This window comes from Streptomyces thermospinosisporus (assembly GCF_039526425.1).
Lineage (GTDB): Bacteria > Actinomycetota > Actinomycetes > Streptomycetales > Streptomycetaceae > Streptomyces > Streptomyces thermocarboxydovorans.
In genome coordinates this window covers 34,796-49,378 of sequence record NZ_BAAAIZ010000041.1, presented here as the reverse complement: position 1 = coordinate 49,378, position 14,583 = coordinate 34,796, and the positions used below count along the sequence as shown (strand labels likewise).

Below are 14,583 nucleotides of genomic sequence, written 5' to 3'. Positions count from 1 at the left end.
ACCATTGGCCACGGCTCAGGGGTGCAACGATTCGCCACCGCGAAAACAGTCAACCAGCTTGCAAGCATTGAAAGTTGTGTGGAAGCGTGACGAACGGCAAGGAGATGCTGGTTTGGGGAGAACCGCATCGGATTGCCGTCCTCACGTCCGGGGGGACGTGGGGTTGCCTCATGGAGGGGGGAAGCCGCCATGGATGTCAATGGAGACTTGGTCCACGGCCCGATGCTCACCGGGGTCGATGTGGACGGCCACGCTCGGCAGGACGGTCTGCTGAGCGCGTTATCAGAAGCGCACAGGATCCGGCGCCTGGAATTCCCGGTGCACACGATGCTGCCGGTGGTGCTCCGCCAGTTGCTGCTGCCGATCACGTTCGACGCCCTCGGGGTTCCACGGAGTCGGCAGGAGTGGGGAGAGCGGTTCCGCCGCGGGATGTTCTCCGCGGAGGAGCTCACGCGCCTCAGGGAGTACCTGGGACCGGGCCGTTACGGCAACCGGTTCCGGCTCTTCGACACCGAGCGCCCGTTCGCGCAGGTCGCGGGACTCAAGGCGCTGAACGGAGAAACGAAGTCCGCCGCGCAGCTGGTGCCGTCCGTGGCGTCGGGCAACAACGTGCCCCTGTTCAGTGCGCTGAGCGAGGCGGACGAGTTGCTGCTGACGCCCGGCGACGCCGCGCTGTGGCTGTTGCATGTGCACTGCTGGGACACCGCGTCGATCAAGACCGGCGCCGAGGGTGACCCTCAGGCGAAGAACGGAAAAACCACCGGAAACCCCACTGGGCCTCTCGGCCAGCTCGGTGTCGTCGTTCCCACCGGAGCGACACTGTACGAGACGCTGCTGCTGAACACGCCGGTGCTGCCCGACGGTCTGGAAGCCGGTGACCGGCCGCAATGGGCCTGGGACGAGCGGCCGGCGAGGCTCGGCTGCACGTCACCGGCTGGCCCCACCTGGTCGGAGCGTCCGGCGAGCGGACTGCTGGACCTGCTGACCTTCCAGGCGCGCCGGGTGCGTCTGTTCACCTGCGAGACCCAGCAGGGGGTGCGGGTGAACCGGGTGATCGTGTCCGCCGGTGACCGGCTGGCGCGGACCCCCTTGTACGAGCCGCACACCGCGTGGCAGCACACGGCCAAGCCGAAGAAGGACCAGCCGCACCGGCGGCCCCGTCGGCACACCTCGGGCCGGGCGGCCTGGCAGGGACTGAGCACCCTCCTGGCCATGAACCTGCCCGAGCAGGGCGACGGACCCTACACGTCGCTGCTGCTCCGGCAGATCGGGGATCTCCAGACCGACCAAGTGCTTTCCCAGGGGTACCCACTGGGCGCGGAGACTTCGGGTCTCGAGTACGGCACGCAGTCCGCAGTCGTGGAGAACGCCATCGGCGACGACCTGCCTCTGCCCGTCAACGCCCTGCTGGCTCAGGACAAGTGGCTGCGTGAAGCCCTGCTGGAGTGCGTCGGCCAGGCCGACCGGGTCGCCCGAGCGCTCGACGCTCTCAACAACGACGTGCGGCGCGCCGCAGGCGGTGATCCGCTGCCCAGGGACAAGGGCAGCAGGCCGTCCGCATGCTTCCTGCACTCCCTCGACCAGACCGTGCGACGCCTCCTCGTCGGGCTGCGGACCGTCGGGGACGACGACGATGATCTCCTGGAGCGCGCTCAGCTGGCCTGGGAGCAGTCCGTGCAGATTGCCGCAAACCGGGAAGCCGACCAACTGCTCGCAGCCGCCCCACCGCGTGCTGTCGTGGGCCGCACCGTCAGAAACGGCGACAAGGAGTTCGTGTACCGCAGCGGCAAGGCCATCGGCGCATTCCGGGCGAAGCTCGCCGAGATTCTGGATCGAGCCGCTGACGAACGGCGCGCCATGACGCAGGAGGCCGCGGTATGACGTCGCTCCACAGCACTTTCCGGACGCGATCATCGACGCGCCGCGCACGGCAGTTCTTCTGGGAGGAGGCTGCCCAGGACTGGCAGTCGAAGCAGGCCGAGGGACGACGGCCGGAATTCTCCGAGTACGTCGTGCGAAGCCTCAGGGCCGTGCGCGAAGGGGTGGGCCGAGAGGCCGGCGCTGTCGCGTCCATGCGTACCGTCCACCGCGTCTCCCTCCCGGACGAGGGCTTGGACTGTCTTCCCGGCCCCTACGTCGCCGAGCACTACGCACTGACGCTGTTCGGCCTTCACCAGCACGGCGCGTCCGAACCTGTCCACCGCCCCGGCGTCGGACTGGGCAGCGCGTGTCTGAGACTGCGGCGCGGCGAAACGCTGACGCAGGCCGCCCTGGAACGGCGGCTGTTCGCGGCCGCCACCGCCCAGGACGTACATGAACTGGCGCAGCACCTGCAGCGGCTCGTGCCGCTCCTGCAACGGGCGGGCGTCGGACTGGACTACACACGCCTGTTCCGTGAGCTTGCCCGGTGGGACGGACCGGACAGGAATCGCACGCTGCGGTCCTGGGGCCTGCAGTACACCGACCCTGGAACCCTCCTTCCCCGCACTGCCGAGGCCGACACGGACGGGCAGGGTGCCGGGCCGTGTCGTGAGTCCGCCCCGTACTGGGCGACGTTCGACCCCGGCAGTGGCAGCGCCGGCGCGGAACTGGCCGCGCTGAGGTCTGGTACCGGGCGCGAGGCGGGGACAGTGGCCGCCATGTGGACGTTCCACCGCACCCACATGGAGTCCACGTGGCGCGACAGGGGAGCCCTCACTCGGGAGCTGGCGGCCGAACACGCGGCACTCACCCTTTTCGCCCGTCACCAGCAGACGCATGCCCGCCGGATGCACGTCCCGGGCAACAGCCCCGGTATCGCCGCCGGTTCGCTTGCCAGGAAGGCGGCCACCGGCAGCGAGGGCAAGAACGCCACCGCGGCGCTCCAGCGGCGCTTCGGAGTCCTGCTCACATCCACCGACTCCGACGAACTCGCCATGCACCTGCGCTCCCTCGTACCCCTGCTGCACCAGGCCGGCATCGGACTCGACTACGACCTGCTCCACGACGCCCTGCGCGCTTGGGACGACCCACGTCGTCCGGACGCCGCTGTGTACTTCCGACAGAACTGGGACCGCGACTTCCACGCCGCGGCCACGTCCTGACACCACTCCCTGGGAAAGCCGGTCACCCGGCTGCCCTGGCGTCCAGGGTTCCCGACGTGTTCGGAACCCCGCGCACCCCTACCACTTCGACCTTCACTTCTGCGTGCCGCCTCGGCGGTGCCTCATGCCTTCAAGGAGCCGTTCCATGAACCAGCCGAACCTGTTCGTCGAGGTCCACATCCTGCAGAGCCTGCCGCCGTCCAACGTCAACCGCGACGACTCCGGCACCCCGAAGCAGGCCGTCTTCGGCGGTGCCCGCCGTGCCCGCGTCTCCTCACAGGCGTGGAAGCGTGCTACCCGCACCGAGTACGCCCGGCAGGTGCCCGAGGCCGACCGGGCCACCCGCACCAAGCGAATCGCCGCCCTGCTCGGACAGCGCCTCGCCAGCCCTGCCGACAGGGGCGGAGCCGGTCTCGCGGAGGAACAGGCCGACCGCCTGGCCGCCGCGCTGCTGGAGCCGCTCGGCATCACCAAGTCCTCGAAGAAGGAAGAGCAGTCGGCGTACTTGCTGTTCTTCGGCAAGAAGCAGCTCGACGCCCTGGTGAAGCTGCTCGACGGTCGTGCCGCGGAACTGGCCGCGCTGCCCGACGACGAGCTGAAGAGCGAGGTGAAGAAGCTCCCCGTCATCCAGACGCTGTCCACCGGACACCCGGCGGAGGTCGCTCTCTTCGGCCGCATGGTCGCCGACCTGCCCGCGCTGAACGTGGACGCCTCCGTGCAGGTCGCGCACGCCCTGTCCACCCACGCCGTGCGCACCGAGTTCGACTACTACACCGCGGTCGACGACGAGAACACCGAAGACCACGGCGCCGGAATGATCGGCACCGTCGAGTTCAACTCCTCCACTCTGTACCGGTACGCCGTCCTGGGTGTGCACCAGCTCCGCGACAACCTCTCCGACAGTGCCGAGACCCGCAAGACGGCGGTCCGCTTCATCGACGCGTTCGCGCGCTCGATGCCCACCGGGCACCAGAACTCCTTCGCCCACCGCACCCTGCCTCACCTGGTACTGCTGACCCTCCGCACCGACCAGCCGGTGAACCTGGTCTCCGCATACGAGGAGCCCGTCACCGGTGTCACCGGCCTGGCCACGGAATCCGTCGCACGGCTCGCCGACGAGCTCAGGGCCGTCGGCGAGACGTGGGGCAACAAGCCGCTGCGGACGCTGGCCACCTACACCGCCGAAGGCGACAAGATCACCGAGGTGTTCGGCCCCTCCCTGTCCTTCCCCGTGCTCCTCGACTCCGTGGACACCCTGCTCGGCGACTGGCTCGACGGCAGGGAACTGGCCCCGGCCGACGCCGCGCGGACCGGTGACGCCGCGCGGACCGGTGACGCCGCAGAGACCGGTGACGCCGCGGAGACCGGTGCCTGATGGCCGGCACCGAAAACGCGATCCTGCTGCTGCGCCTGGCTGCGCCCCTGCAGTCCTGGGGCGGCCCGTCCCGCTACAACCGGCGCGAAACCCGCCCCCAGCCCACCAAGTCCGGAGTCCTCGGTCTCCTGGCAGCCGCCGAGGGCCGCGACCGTGAGGCATCCATTGCCGACCTGGTCGGATTGCAGCTCGGTGTCAGGGTCGACCAGCCGGGCACCCTCCTGCGGGACTACCACACGTTCAGCGATTACCGACGGCTCCCGCTGCTGTCGGCCAAGACCAACGCCAAGGGACAGCAGACCCGGACCACACCGGCCAAGTACACCGGCGTCACACAGCGCTTCTACCTCCAGGACGCCGTCTTCGTCGTAGCCCTCCGCGGTCCGCAGGTCTTCGTGGAGGGCCTGGAGGAAGCCGTCCGGCATCCCGTCCACCCGCTTGCCCTCGGCCGCCGATCCTGTCCGCCCACCGGCCCCGTCAGCCTCGGCCTGCGGCCCGACACGGGGCTGGAGGACGCGCTCCGGGAGGTGCCCTGGCAGGCGGGCAGGCACCGCCGTCGCCAAGTCCAGGACTCCACCGTGTCCTTGGAAGCCACCGTGGAGGACCCGGCCGGCGATCACCTCGCCGTCGACGTCCCCGACACCTACAACCTCAAGACCGGAACCACTTTCGGTCGACGTGCCGTGCGACACCTCTGGGTCACCGTCCCCACCGGCCGCACTCAGCCACCCCACCAGGACGCCGGCGCCGCCGGGCAGTCCGGCCACGACCCGTTCGCCCTCCTGGGCTGGTGACCACATGCCCTACCTGTCGAAGATCGCTCTCAACCCGCGCCGCCGGGCCGCCGTGTCCCTTCTTTCCAACCCACACCGCCTGCATGCCGTCATCCTGGCTGGGCTGGCCGTCCAGCCCGTCACCGAGCGCGTCCTGTGGAGACTGGAGAACAGCAATCCTCATCGGGCCGAGATTCTCGTCCTCACCGAGAGTCACCCTTCCTGGGCACACCTGGTCGACGACGCCGGCTGGCCCGGAGCCGACGGAGGCACCCCGCTCATCGCCGACTACACGCCCCTGCTCGAACGCATCGCTCGCGGACGGGACTTCGGCTTCCGCCTCACCGCCAACCCCGTCCAGAGCATCCCCCGACCTGCCCGGCCAAGCGAGCAGCAGGCCGCCCGCCTCAAGGAAGACGCCGACAACGGCGGCCGCACCCGTGGCTTCCGCGTCGCCCACCGCACCGTGGCCCAGCAGCTCGAGTGGCTCCTCAAGCGGTGCGAACGCCATGGCTTCGTCATCCCCGAAGCCATCGCCACACCTCCCGGCCCCGGTCTTCGGGAGGACGGGGCTGGTGACCAGGCACCGACTGCGGGGCCGGCGGTCGCCGTCGTCAGCCGGGACATCCTGCGCTTCAACAAGCGTAAGGACGGCCCCCGCGTCACTCTGTCCACCGCCACCTTCGAAGGGCGTCTGCGCGTCACCGACCCCGATGCCCTGCGCGCCACTCTCCTCGGCGGCATCGGCCCCGCCAAGGGCTACGGACAGGGCCTCCTCACGCTGGCTCCGATTCGCACCACCGAGGAAGCCGCCCATGGCTGACCCGTGGTGGCGTACCGGGCCACAGGACGTCCACCGTCTCGAGGACCGCATCAGCAGTCTCTACGCCAAGCACTCACAGCTTGCCGAGCGCGCCCAGGAATCCGCTGCCCGGGTCCGGGAAGGCCAGCGCCAGCTGCACGCTGGTCACGCAGTAAGTCGACAGGTCGGCGAGGAATCAACGCGTCTTTCGTCCTGGACATCGCCGACCTCTACAAGGCGGAGTACACCATCCCGCTGGCCTTCGACCTCGCCGCCCAGGGCTTGACCTCGGAACGGGACGCCCGAACCGCCCTGCGCGACGCAGTCGTCGAAGGCAAGCTGCTGCCCCGCATCGTCGCCGACATCAAACACCTCTTGGTCCCTGAGGGAACCGCACTCCCCGACGAGGGCCTCGGCGCCCTGTGGGACGACGGCGACACCGTCGTCACCAGCGGCCGCAACTGGAGCGCCACGGACCACCTCGACATCATCCCGGAGCCCGCCCAACCGGACGACTCCGCCCACGGGGAGGCACCACCATGAGCGCCGGCACGACCGTGATCGTCCTCATCGCAGCCCCGCCCGGCCTGCGCGGCCACCTCACCCGGTGGTTCGTCGAAGTCGCCGCCGGCGTTTACGTCGGCAACCCGAACCCCCGCATCCGCGACCGGCTGTAGAACGTCCTCGCCGAACGAATCCACGACGGCCAAGCGGTCATGATCGAACCGGCGACGACAGAACAGGGCTGGACCACCCGCACCGCTGGCCGCGAGCGGTGGACACCGGTGGATTTCGATGGCCTCACGCTGATCGCCCGTACACGTCAGAGCGGGCATCCGTGGCGGCCCATGAACGAGGTGAAGCAAAACAGCATGATCACGTAACAACACCCCAGGTCAGAAAGCGTCGTCCCCGCTCCCGCGGGGGTTGTCCCTCCGCGGCAGAGAAGGCACCCGCATCCGCCGCGTCGTCCCCGCTCCCGCGGGGGTTGTCCTCCCCGCGCCCGCGGGGGTTGCTCTGTCGCGCCGTCGTCCCCGCGCCCGCGGGGGTTGTCCCTGGATCGCGCTGGGCCCCTTGGCCACCTGACCGTCGTCCCCGCGCCTGCGGGGGTTGTCCGGCCACCCGGCCGGGCCGCAGCCTGATCGTGCGGTCGTCCCCGCGCCTGCGGGGGTTGTCCTCCCTACGCCAAGGCCGGGGTCGCGGCCACCTAGCTAGGTGCCCATGACGTACCCGTGCGTTCAGCAGATCCGGGGTAGTTGCTCGCCGAGCGGCATGTCCACGACCCGGGTGCCGCCGAGGCCGGTCCGGGCCACCACCATGCCCGGGTGGTCGGTGACGGCCTCGCCGATGATCGCGGCCTCGGCGCCCAGCGGGTGGGCCCGCATCGCGGCGAGGACGGCGTCGGCGTGCTCGCGGGCCACGAAGGCCACCAGCTTGCCCTCGTTGGCCACGTACATCGGGTCCAGGCCCAGCATGGCGCAGGCCCCGGCCACGGAGGGCGGCACGGGGACGGCGCGTTCCTGGACGACGACCCCGCAGCCGGCGGCCGTGGCGATCTCGTTGAGCGAGGCGGCGAGGCCACCGCGGGTCGGGTCGCGCAGGACGTGCAGGTCCGTGGTGGTGACCGACAGCATCGCCTCGGCCAGCCCGCCGAGCGCGGCGCAGTCGCTGAGGACGTCGCTCTCGAAGGCCAGGTTCTCCCGCTCGCTGAGGATCGCCACGCCGTGCAGGCCGATGGGGCCGCTGAGCAGGATCACATCGCCCGGCACCACCCGGTCGGGGCGCAGGTCGACCCCGGCCGGGACCAGGCCGACGCCGGCGGTGTTGATGTAGACGCCGTCGCCGTGGCCCGCCTCCACCACCTTGGTGTCGCCGGTCACCACCCGTACGTCCGCGGCGCGGGCGGCGGCGCCGATCGCCTCGGCGACCTGGGTGACGGTGTCGATGCCGACGCCCTCCTCCAGGATCAGCCCGCAGGAGAGGAAGGCCGCGCGGGCGCCGCTCATGGCGAGGTCGTTGACGGTGCCGTTGACGGCCAGGTCGCCGATGCTGCCGCCCGGGAAGAACAGCGGGCGGACGACGAAGGAGTCGGTGGAGAAGGCGAGGCGGGCGCCGCCGAGTTCGACCACCGCGGAGTCGGTGAGCGGGGCGGAAGCCTGCTCGGGCCCGGTGAGGGCGGGAAGCAGTACCTGTTCGACGAGTTCGGCGGACATGGCGCCGCCGCCCCCGTGACCCATCACCACCCTGGGCCGGTCGCGCAGGGGTGCCGGGCACGTCCACGACAGGGCGTCCACGACAGCGTTCGTGTCAGACAACGGAGCTGCCCTCCAGGTCCGGGGTCGAAGCGGAGGTCGGAGCGGGGGTTGAAGCAGGGGTTGAAGCGGGGGTTGGAGCGGACGTCGAGTCGGCGGTCGATGCGGCTGCGGGCGGGCGGGACGGCAGGTCGAGACGCCGGTAGAGGTAGTAGGCCGCGCAGGCGCCCTCGCTGGAGACCATGGTGGCGCCGAGCGGGGTCCGCGGCGTGCAGGTCGTGCCGAACGCCTCGCACTCATGGGGTTTGAGCAGGCCCTGCAGCACCTCGCCGCTGCGGCAGGCGGCCGGTTCCCGGGTGGTGATGTCGCCGACGTCGAAGCGGTACTCGGCGTCGTAGTCCCGGTAGCGGGACGACAGCCGCCAGCCGCTGTCGGGGATGACCCCGATGCCGCGCCAGGAGCGGTCGGTGACCTCGAAGACGTCGTCGAGCATGGCCTGCGCGGCCGGGTTGCCCTCGGCCCGCACCGCGCGCGGGTAGGCGTTGTCGACGATGTGCTCGCCCCGCTCCAGCTGCTGCAGGGTGCGCCGGACCCCCTCGAGGATGTCGAGTGGTTCGAAGCCGGTGACGACGATGGGCACCTTGAAGCGTTCGGCGAGCTCCGGGTACTCCTGCGTACCCATCACGCTGCAGACATGGCCGGCGGCCAGGAAGCCCTGCACCCGGCAGTCGGGCGACTGCATGATCGCCTCGATCGCGGGCGGGACCCGGACGTGCGAGACGAGCAGGCTGAAGTTGCGGATGCCGCGCTTGCGTGCCTGATACACCGTCATGGCGTTGGGGGGCGCGGTCGTCTCGAAGCCGATGCCGAAGAAGACCACCTGCCGGTCCGGGTTCTCCTCGGCGATGCGGAGCGCGTCCAGCGGGGAGTACACGACGCGTACGTCGCCGCCCTCGCCGCGCACCTGGAACAGGTCCCGTCCGGTGCCGGGCACGCGCAGCATGTCACCGAAGGAGCAGAAGATCACGTCGGGCCTGGAGGCGATCTCCAGCGCCTTGTCGATGACCTCCAGGGGTGTCACGCACACCGGGCAGCCGGGGCCGTGGATCAACTCCACTCCCTCGGGGAGCAGTTGGTCGATGCCGTGCCGGATGATGGTGTGCGTCTGCCCGCCGCACACCTCCATCAGCGCCCACGGCCTGGTCACCGTGGCCTTGATGTCGTCGAGCAGCCGCTGCGCGAGCTGAGGGTTCTGGAATTCGTCGATGTACTTCACTGCCGCACCTCCCCGGCCAGGTCACTGTCTGCCGATCCGGCCTGCGCGGCCTGTTCCCACGGGTCGCCGAACTCCTCCTCGAGCATGCCGAGGTTCTCGAACAGCTCGAGGGTCCGGCGTGCGGACTCCTCGTCCAGCCGTTGCAGGGCAAAGCCGACGTGGACGATGGCGTACTCCCCGACCTTCAGATCGGGCAGGTACTCCAGGCACACGTCCTTGACCACCCCGCCGAAGTCGACGGTGGCCATCCGGGTGCCGTCCCGTTCCTCGACGGCCAGCACTCTGCCGGGTACCGCCAGGCACATGCGTGTCTCCTCACTGCTGATGCTCAACTGCCGCGCCCGGCGCACCTGTCCGTGCGGCGACGACGAGCTGCCCGAGGGCCAGCCCGCCGTCGTTGGGCGGGATCTCGCGATGGCGCAGCACGGTGAATCCGTCCTCCCGCAGCCCCCGCGCGCAGGCCGAGGAGAGCAGCGTGTTGGCGAAGACGCCGCCGGTCAGCGCCACCGTGTGCAGGCCGGACGCCTCGCGGGCGGCGCGGCACACGTCCCGCACCATCCGGGCGACGGCCAGATGGAAGCGGGCGGCGATCATGGGAGCGGGTACTCCTTGCCGCACGTCCGCCGCGACGGCCGCCAGCAGCGGCGCCGGATTCGCGGTCAGCGGCGCCGGGTTCGCGGTCAGCGGTGCGCCCTCCTGCGATGCGTCACCGGCCACGTCGAAGACGTAGCGCGGGTCCTCGGGCACGGTGCCCGCCGAGACGGCCTCCGCCTCCAGCTCGATCGCGGCCTGGGCCTCGTAGCCGGCCCAGTGGCAGACCCCGGCCAGCGAGGCGACGGCGTCGAAGAGCCGGCCCATGCTGGAGGTCGGTACGCAGTTCAGGCCACGCTCCAACTGACGGCGAAGGAAGCCGAGTTCGGGAGGCGGGCAGGCGGCCGTGCAGGGCAGGTCCGGGTCGGCGGCCACGCCCGCGGCGTGCAGGTGGGCCAGCGCCATGCGGTACGGGCGCCGTACGGCGGTGTCCCCGCCGGGCAGCGGAACGTAGGACAGGTGGGCGAACCGGCGGAAGCCTCCGTAGCCGGCGAGCAGGAACTCGCCGCCCCAGACGGCCCCGTCGTCGCCGTGCCCGGTGCCGTCGAAGGCGACCCCGATCACCTCGGTGCCCGCCGGTGCGCCGTTCTCGGCCAGCGCCGAGGCGATGTGGGCGTGATGGTGCTGCACCCGGGCAACCGTCCGGCCGTCGGCGTGCTGCCGCGCCCAGGCGGCCGAACGGTAGGCCGGGTGCGTGTCGGTGACGAGGAGGCCGGGGCGGACGCCGGTGATCGACTCCAGTTGGCGCTCGGCGCGGCCGAAGGCGCGCTGGGTGGCCAGGTCGTCCATGTCGCCGATGTGGGCGGACAGCCAGGCCTTGTCGCCCTGGCCGAGACAGAGGACGTTCTTCAGGTCGCCGCCGGCCGCGAGCGCCGCGTCGACCCGCACGGGCAGCGTGACCGGCAGCGGGGCGTAGCCCCGGGAGCGGCGCAGCACCAGCGGCTCGCCGTCGCAGACCCGCACCACGGGGTCGTCGCACGGCACATGGACCGGCCGGTCGTGCGTCAGCCAGGCGTCGGCGAGGACGGCAAGGCGTTCCAGGGCCTCCTCGTCGTCGGTGACGATGGGCTCTCCGGAGAGGTTTCCGCTGGTCATCACCAGCAGGCCCGGCGCCGGGCCGTCGTCGGTGCCCGGACGGGCCTCGGCCAGCAGGAGATGGTGCAGCGGCGTGTACGGGAGCATGATCCCGAGGTCCGGGCTGCCCGGGGCGACCGCGTCGGCGGGCACGGGCCGTCCGGTCGAGTGCTCGGTGACGGCGCGTCGGCGCAGCAGGACGATGGGGCGTACCCGCCCGGTGAGCAACTGCCGTTCCAGCGGGCCCAGGTGGACCAGGTGCTCGATGTCGTGGACGTCCCTGGCCATCAGCGCGAACGGTTTGTCCCCGCGTGCCTTGCGGCGGCGCAGTTCGGCGACTGTGCCGGCCCGGGTCGCGTCGCAGGCGAGGTGGTATCCGCCGAGGCCCTTGACGGCGAGGATCCCGCCCGCCGCGAGCAGCGCCCGGGCCGCGGCGAGGGCCGGCTCCCCGTGCACGGGGCCCGTGGCGGCCTCCGCCGGGACGAAGCTCAGCCGCGGGCCGCAGTGCGGGCAGGCCACGGGCTGTGCGTGGAATCTGCGGTCGGCGGGGTCGTGGTACTCGCGGTCGCAGTCCGGGCAGAGCGGGAAGCGCGCCATCGTCGTGTGCGCGCGGTCGTAGGGGAGGCCGGTGACGATGGTGAAGCGCGGCCCGCAGTGCGTGCAGGTGATGAAGGGATGGCGGTGGCGCCGGTCGTGCGGGTCGGACAGTTCCCTCAGGCAGGCGTCGCAGGTGGCGGTGTCGGGTGCCACCAGCGTGCGGACGGGTCCGTCCGTACGGGACGGCACGATGCGGAAGCCGCTCTCCCGGATGGCCGGTAGCTCGGCCGACTCGACCGATTCGACCGAGGCCAGCGGTGGCGCCTCCGGGGCGAGCCGGGAGCGGAAGCGGTCCACCGCGTCCGGCGGGCCCTCGACCTCCACCACGACGCCTTCGCCGGTGTTGGTGACATGCCCCGCGAGCCGCAGCCGGGTGGCGAGCCCGTACACGAACGGCCGGAACCCCACGCCCTGCACCACGCCCCGTACGACGATCCGGGCCCGACGGACGGTCTGTCCGTCCCGCTCGGGGGCGTCGACGCCCGGGGTGCCGCTCACGCCTCGGTCCGGGCCATCACCGGGGCGTGGACGGCCTGCCCCTCGGCGGCGGCGAGCGCCCGGTCGACCAGCACGCCGGCCCCCTCGCCGCTGCGCACGGAGGTGAGCACCACCTCCACGCCCGGGTTGACCCGCTCCACATGGTCTCGGAACGCGGCCTCGTCGAACTCGGCCGGTCCGGCCAGGTCGGACTTGGTGACGACCACCAGGTTGGCCAGGCCGAAGGCGGTGGGGTACTTCAGCGGTTTGTCCTCGCCCTCGGTGACCGAGGCCAGCACCACGCGCAGCGACTCGCCCAGGTCGTAGGAGGCCGGGCAGACCAGATTGCCCACGTTCTCCACGAACAGCAGACGGGTGTCCTCGGGCAGCCAGTCGTGCAGATGGCCGGCGAGCATGTCCGCCTCCAGGTGGCACAGCCCGTCGGTGAGCACCTGCTTGACGGGGACGCCGGAACGGGCGAGGCGGGTGGCGTCGTTCTCCGTGGCGAGGTCGGCGGTGAGGGCAGCGGCGGCGATGCCGCGTTCCCGGGCCAGCAGCAGTTCACGCTCCAGCAGGGCCGTCTTGCCGCTGCCGGGGCTCGACAGGAGGTTGATCACTGTCGTGCCGCGGGCCGTCAGTTCGGTGCGCAGGATGTTCGCCGCCCTGGTGTTCTTGGCGAGCACGGCCTGCCGGAGGTCGACTGTGCGGCACATGGTCAGTTCTCCTCGGATCGACCGGCGGGTGTGGGCGGGGGCGCGTCGGCCTCCGTGGTCCACTGCACTTCGGTGATGCGCAGCTCGCGCCCCGACAGCAGCTCGGTCGCGGCCGAGTGGCACTGCGCGCACACCAGGTCGGGCGGCATCCCGGTGTCCCAGGTGCGCCCGCACGGCTGACAGCTCGCCCGGCCCGGCACGGAGCGCATCACCAGCCGGGCGCCCTCCAGTACCGTTCCGGCGCAGGCCAGTTCGAAGCAGAAGGCGAGCGAGTCCGGGACGACTCCGGCCAGTTCGCCGATGTCCACCCCGACCTGCCGCACGCCCTGCGCCCCGTTGGCCCGCGCCGCCTGCTCGACCTGGTCGACCACCGACAGCGCGACGGACATCTCGTGCATCGCCGCTCCGTCCTGGGCCGGGAAGTGCTCCCCGCCCATTAGAGGCGGGACGGCTGCGGTGCACCGACCGGCACGCCGCGCCGGGCCGGCCGGACAACCCGATCGGTGCAGGCCCCTGCGCGGACCGCTCTGCGGGCGGGCGCACATCCTGCGGTCACATCCTGCGGATGCGCAGATAACGCTGCACGTCGGGCCAGACGGCTGCGACGACCGCCGCGAGCGCGGTGGCCGTGACCATGGCGGCGGCGCCGCCGATGACTCGCTTCTTCATGGTGCTCTCCGTGAAGGGGATGGGAGGGATGGGCGGCTCGTCCGTACGTGGTTCATGTCACGACGGCCTCGGCGCGGATCAGTTCACCGACCATGCGCACCGCCTCGGGCACCGCCGCGGCCACCTGGGGGCTGAGGCCGATGCCCTCCTCGACGGCGGCCGGTTCGCAGCCCACCACCAGGGTGCGCCGCGGCGGTCGTGCGCCGGTGCCCGCGCACAGGGCGTCCAGCAGCGCCAGTACGGCGTCCGGGGACATGCGGTGGCCGTCCAGGGCGACACCGTCCGGCTGCTGCCGGGTCCCGGGGTCGGTGGCGTCGATGAGGTACAGCGTGCCCGGCTCGCCGCCCTGTGCCGTCGCGTCGAGGAGGACGAGCGTGTCGTAGCCGTCGAGCAGCTGGTAGGCCAGGTGCACGCCGCGGATGCCGATGTCGGCGACCTCGACGCCCTCCGGGAGGTCCTGCCCGGCCAGGACGCGGGCGGCTTCGACGCCGAAGCCGTCGTCGCCCAGGAAGATGTTGCCCACCCCGGCGACCAGGGTGCGCGCGGGACTGCCGGACCCGTTGCTCACGCGTCCTCCTCGGTGCTCGCGACGACGACCTCGTCGGGCTGGAAGTAGAGGTACCGGCCCTGTTCCCGGCGGATGTCGGCGCCCGGGTCGTCCTCGACGGTGACCGCGAGGTGCACCCCGCCGTCGACGTCGTGCAGCACCGCTTCCACCAGGGCCCGTCGGCCGTCGAGGAAGAGGTCCTGGGCGTCGGTGTGCCGCAGCCGGGGCCGCAGCACCACCCGGCTTCCGGCCCGGACCTTCTGTCCGTCGATCAGGACGTGGTCCCTGGCCGGGTCGACGGAGGCGTCCGCGCCCGGGTCCCACCAGGGGGCCTCCGGCCGGGGGAAGCCGGGG

Annotated in this window: 14 protein-coding genes, 3 pseudogenes and 1 CRISPR repeat array; of the genes and pseudogenes, 7 read left to right on the top strand and 10 right to left on the bottom strand. The window is 71.5% G+C overall.

Annotated features, from left to right (window positions below):
- The first annotated feature begins 189 nt into the window (after positions 1-189).
- The 5 genes from casA to cas6e all read left to right on the top strand — a co-directional run bounded on the left by casA (position 190) and on the right by cas6e (position 6,054).
- Entirely contained in the window at positions 190-1,881 is a 1,692-nt protein-coding gene (casA, locus tag ABD207_RS15345; protein ID WP_344013356.1) for a type I-E CRISPR-associated protein Cse1/CasA, read from the top strand.
- Complete coding sequence (gene casB, locus ABD207_RS15340) at positions 1,878-3,083, top strand: type I-E CRISPR-associated protein Cse2/CasB (protein ID WP_344013355.1); 1,206 nt, start codon at positions 1,878-1,880, stop codon at positions 3,081-3,083. The genes casA and casB overlap by 4 nt, the downstream gene beginning before the upstream one ends.
- A 145-nt stretch (positions 3,084-3,228) precedes the next feature.
- Positions 3,229-4,458 (top strand): type I-E CRISPR-associated protein Cas7/Cse4/CasC, encoded by a 1,230-nt coding sequence (gene cas7e / locus ABD207_RS15335; RefSeq protein ID WP_344013353.1) that lies wholly within the window; start codon positions 3,229-3,231, stop codon positions 4,456-4,458.
- Positions 4,458-5,252 (top strand): type I-E CRISPR-associated protein Cas5/CasD, encoded by a 795-nt coding sequence (cas5e, locus tag ABD207_RS15330; protein ID WP_344013351.1) that lies wholly within the window; start codon positions 4,458-4,460, stop codon positions 5,250-5,252. The genes cas7e and cas5e overlap by 1 nt, the downstream gene beginning before the upstream one ends.
- A 4-nt stretch (positions 5,253-5,256) precedes the next feature.
- Positions 5,257-6,054 (top strand): type I-E CRISPR-associated protein Cas6/Cse3/CasE, encoded by a 798-nt coding sequence (cas6e, locus tag ABD207_RS15325; RefSeq protein WP_344013349.1) that lies wholly within the window; start codon positions 5,257-5,259, stop codon positions 6,052-6,054.
- Positions 6,055-6,133: 79 nt separating this feature from the next.
- Here the strand turns inward: cas6e and ABD207_RS15320 are convergent.
- Positions 6,134-6,229: pseudogene (locus ABD207_RS15320) on the bottom strand (energy-coupling factor ABC transporter permease); the annotation flags it as partial.
- 86 nt (positions 6,230-6,315) lie between these two features.
- On the opposite strand from ABD207_RS15320, the gene ABD207_RS15315 reads away from it, so the two are divergent.
- On the top strand, positions 6,316-6,576 hold the full coding sequence (locus ABD207_RS15315) for a hypothetical protein (RefSeq protein WP_425580726.1): 261 nt from the start codon (positions 6,316-6,318) through the stop codon (positions 6,574-6,576).
- A pseudogene (cas2e, locus tag ABD207_RS15310) lies at positions 6,573-6,917 on the top strand (type I-E CRISPR-associated endoribonuclease Cas2e). Before ABD207_RS15315 ends, cas2e begins: the two are co-directional and overlap by 4 nt.
- A 21-nt stretch (positions 6,918-6,938) precedes the next feature.
- Positions 6,939-7,210: direct repeats of the CRISPR family, unit length 28 nt; unit sequence GTCGTCCCCGCGCCTGCGGGGGTTGTCC.
- A 61-nt stretch (positions 7,211-7,271) separates the two neighbouring features.
- On the opposite strand, the gene hypE reads toward cas2e, so the two are convergent.
- From hypE to ABD207_RS15270, 9 genes and pseudogenes are all read right to left on the bottom strand, one after another.
- Positions 7,272-8,270, bottom strand: coding sequence for a hydrogenase expression/formation protein HypE (gene hypE / locus ABD207_RS15305; protein WP_344013615.1), 999 nt, complete (start codon positions 8,268-8,270; stop codon positions 7,272-7,274).
- 70 nt (positions 8,271-8,340) lie between these two features.
- The gene (gene hypD / locus ABD207_RS15300) at positions 8,341-9,561 is read right to left on the bottom strand and encodes a hydrogenase formation protein HypD (protein WP_344013347.1); all 1,221 of its coding nucleotides are present in this window, start codon (positions 9,559-9,561) and stop codon (positions 8,341-8,343) included.
- On the bottom strand, positions 9,558-9,866 hold the full coding sequence (locus ABD207_RS15295) for a HypC/HybG/HupF family hydrogenase formation chaperone (RefSeq protein WP_343998044.1): 309 nt from the start codon (positions 9,864-9,866) through the stop codon (positions 9,558-9,560). Before ABD207_RS15295 ends, hypD begins: the two co-directional genes overlap by 4 nt.
- 10 nt (positions 9,867-9,876) lie before the next feature.
- On the bottom strand, positions 9,877-12,321 hold the full coding sequence (gene hypF / locus ABD207_RS15290; protein ID WP_344013345.1) for a carbamoyltransferase HypF: 2,445 nt from the start codon (positions 12,319-12,321) through the stop codon (positions 9,877-9,879).
- Complete coding sequence (gene hypB / locus ABD207_RS15285) at positions 12,318-13,013, bottom strand: hydrogenase nickel incorporation protein HypB (RefSeq protein WP_344013344.1); 696 nt, start codon at positions 13,011-13,013, stop codon at positions 12,318-12,320. Before hypB ends, hypF begins: the two co-directional genes overlap by 4 nt.
- A 2-nt stretch (positions 13,014-13,015) precedes the next feature.
- Positions 13,016-13,411 (bottom strand): hydrogenase maturation nickel metallochaperone HypA, encoded by a 396-nt coding sequence (gene hypA / locus ABD207_RS15280; RefSeq protein WP_344013343.1) that lies wholly within the window; start codon positions 13,409-13,411, stop codon positions 13,016-13,018.
- Between the two features lie 154 nt (positions 13,412-13,565).
- A complete protein-coding gene (locus ABD207_RS32130; protein ID WP_425580415.1) occupies positions 13,566-13,682 on the bottom strand; it encodes a DUF6893 family small protein in 117 nt (38 codons plus the stop codon).
- Between the two features lie 52 nt (positions 13,683-13,734).
- Positions 13,735-14,250, bottom strand: a complete 516-nt coding sequence (locus tag ABD207_RS15275; RefSeq protein ID WP_344013342.1) for a hydrogenase maturation protease — start codon at positions 14,248-14,250, stop codon at positions 13,735-13,737.
- A pseudogene (locus ABD207_RS15270) lies at positions 14,247-14,583 on the bottom strand (hypothetical protein); the annotation flags it as partial. The pseudogene ABD207_RS15270 and the gene ABD207_RS15275, both read right to left, overlap by 4 nt.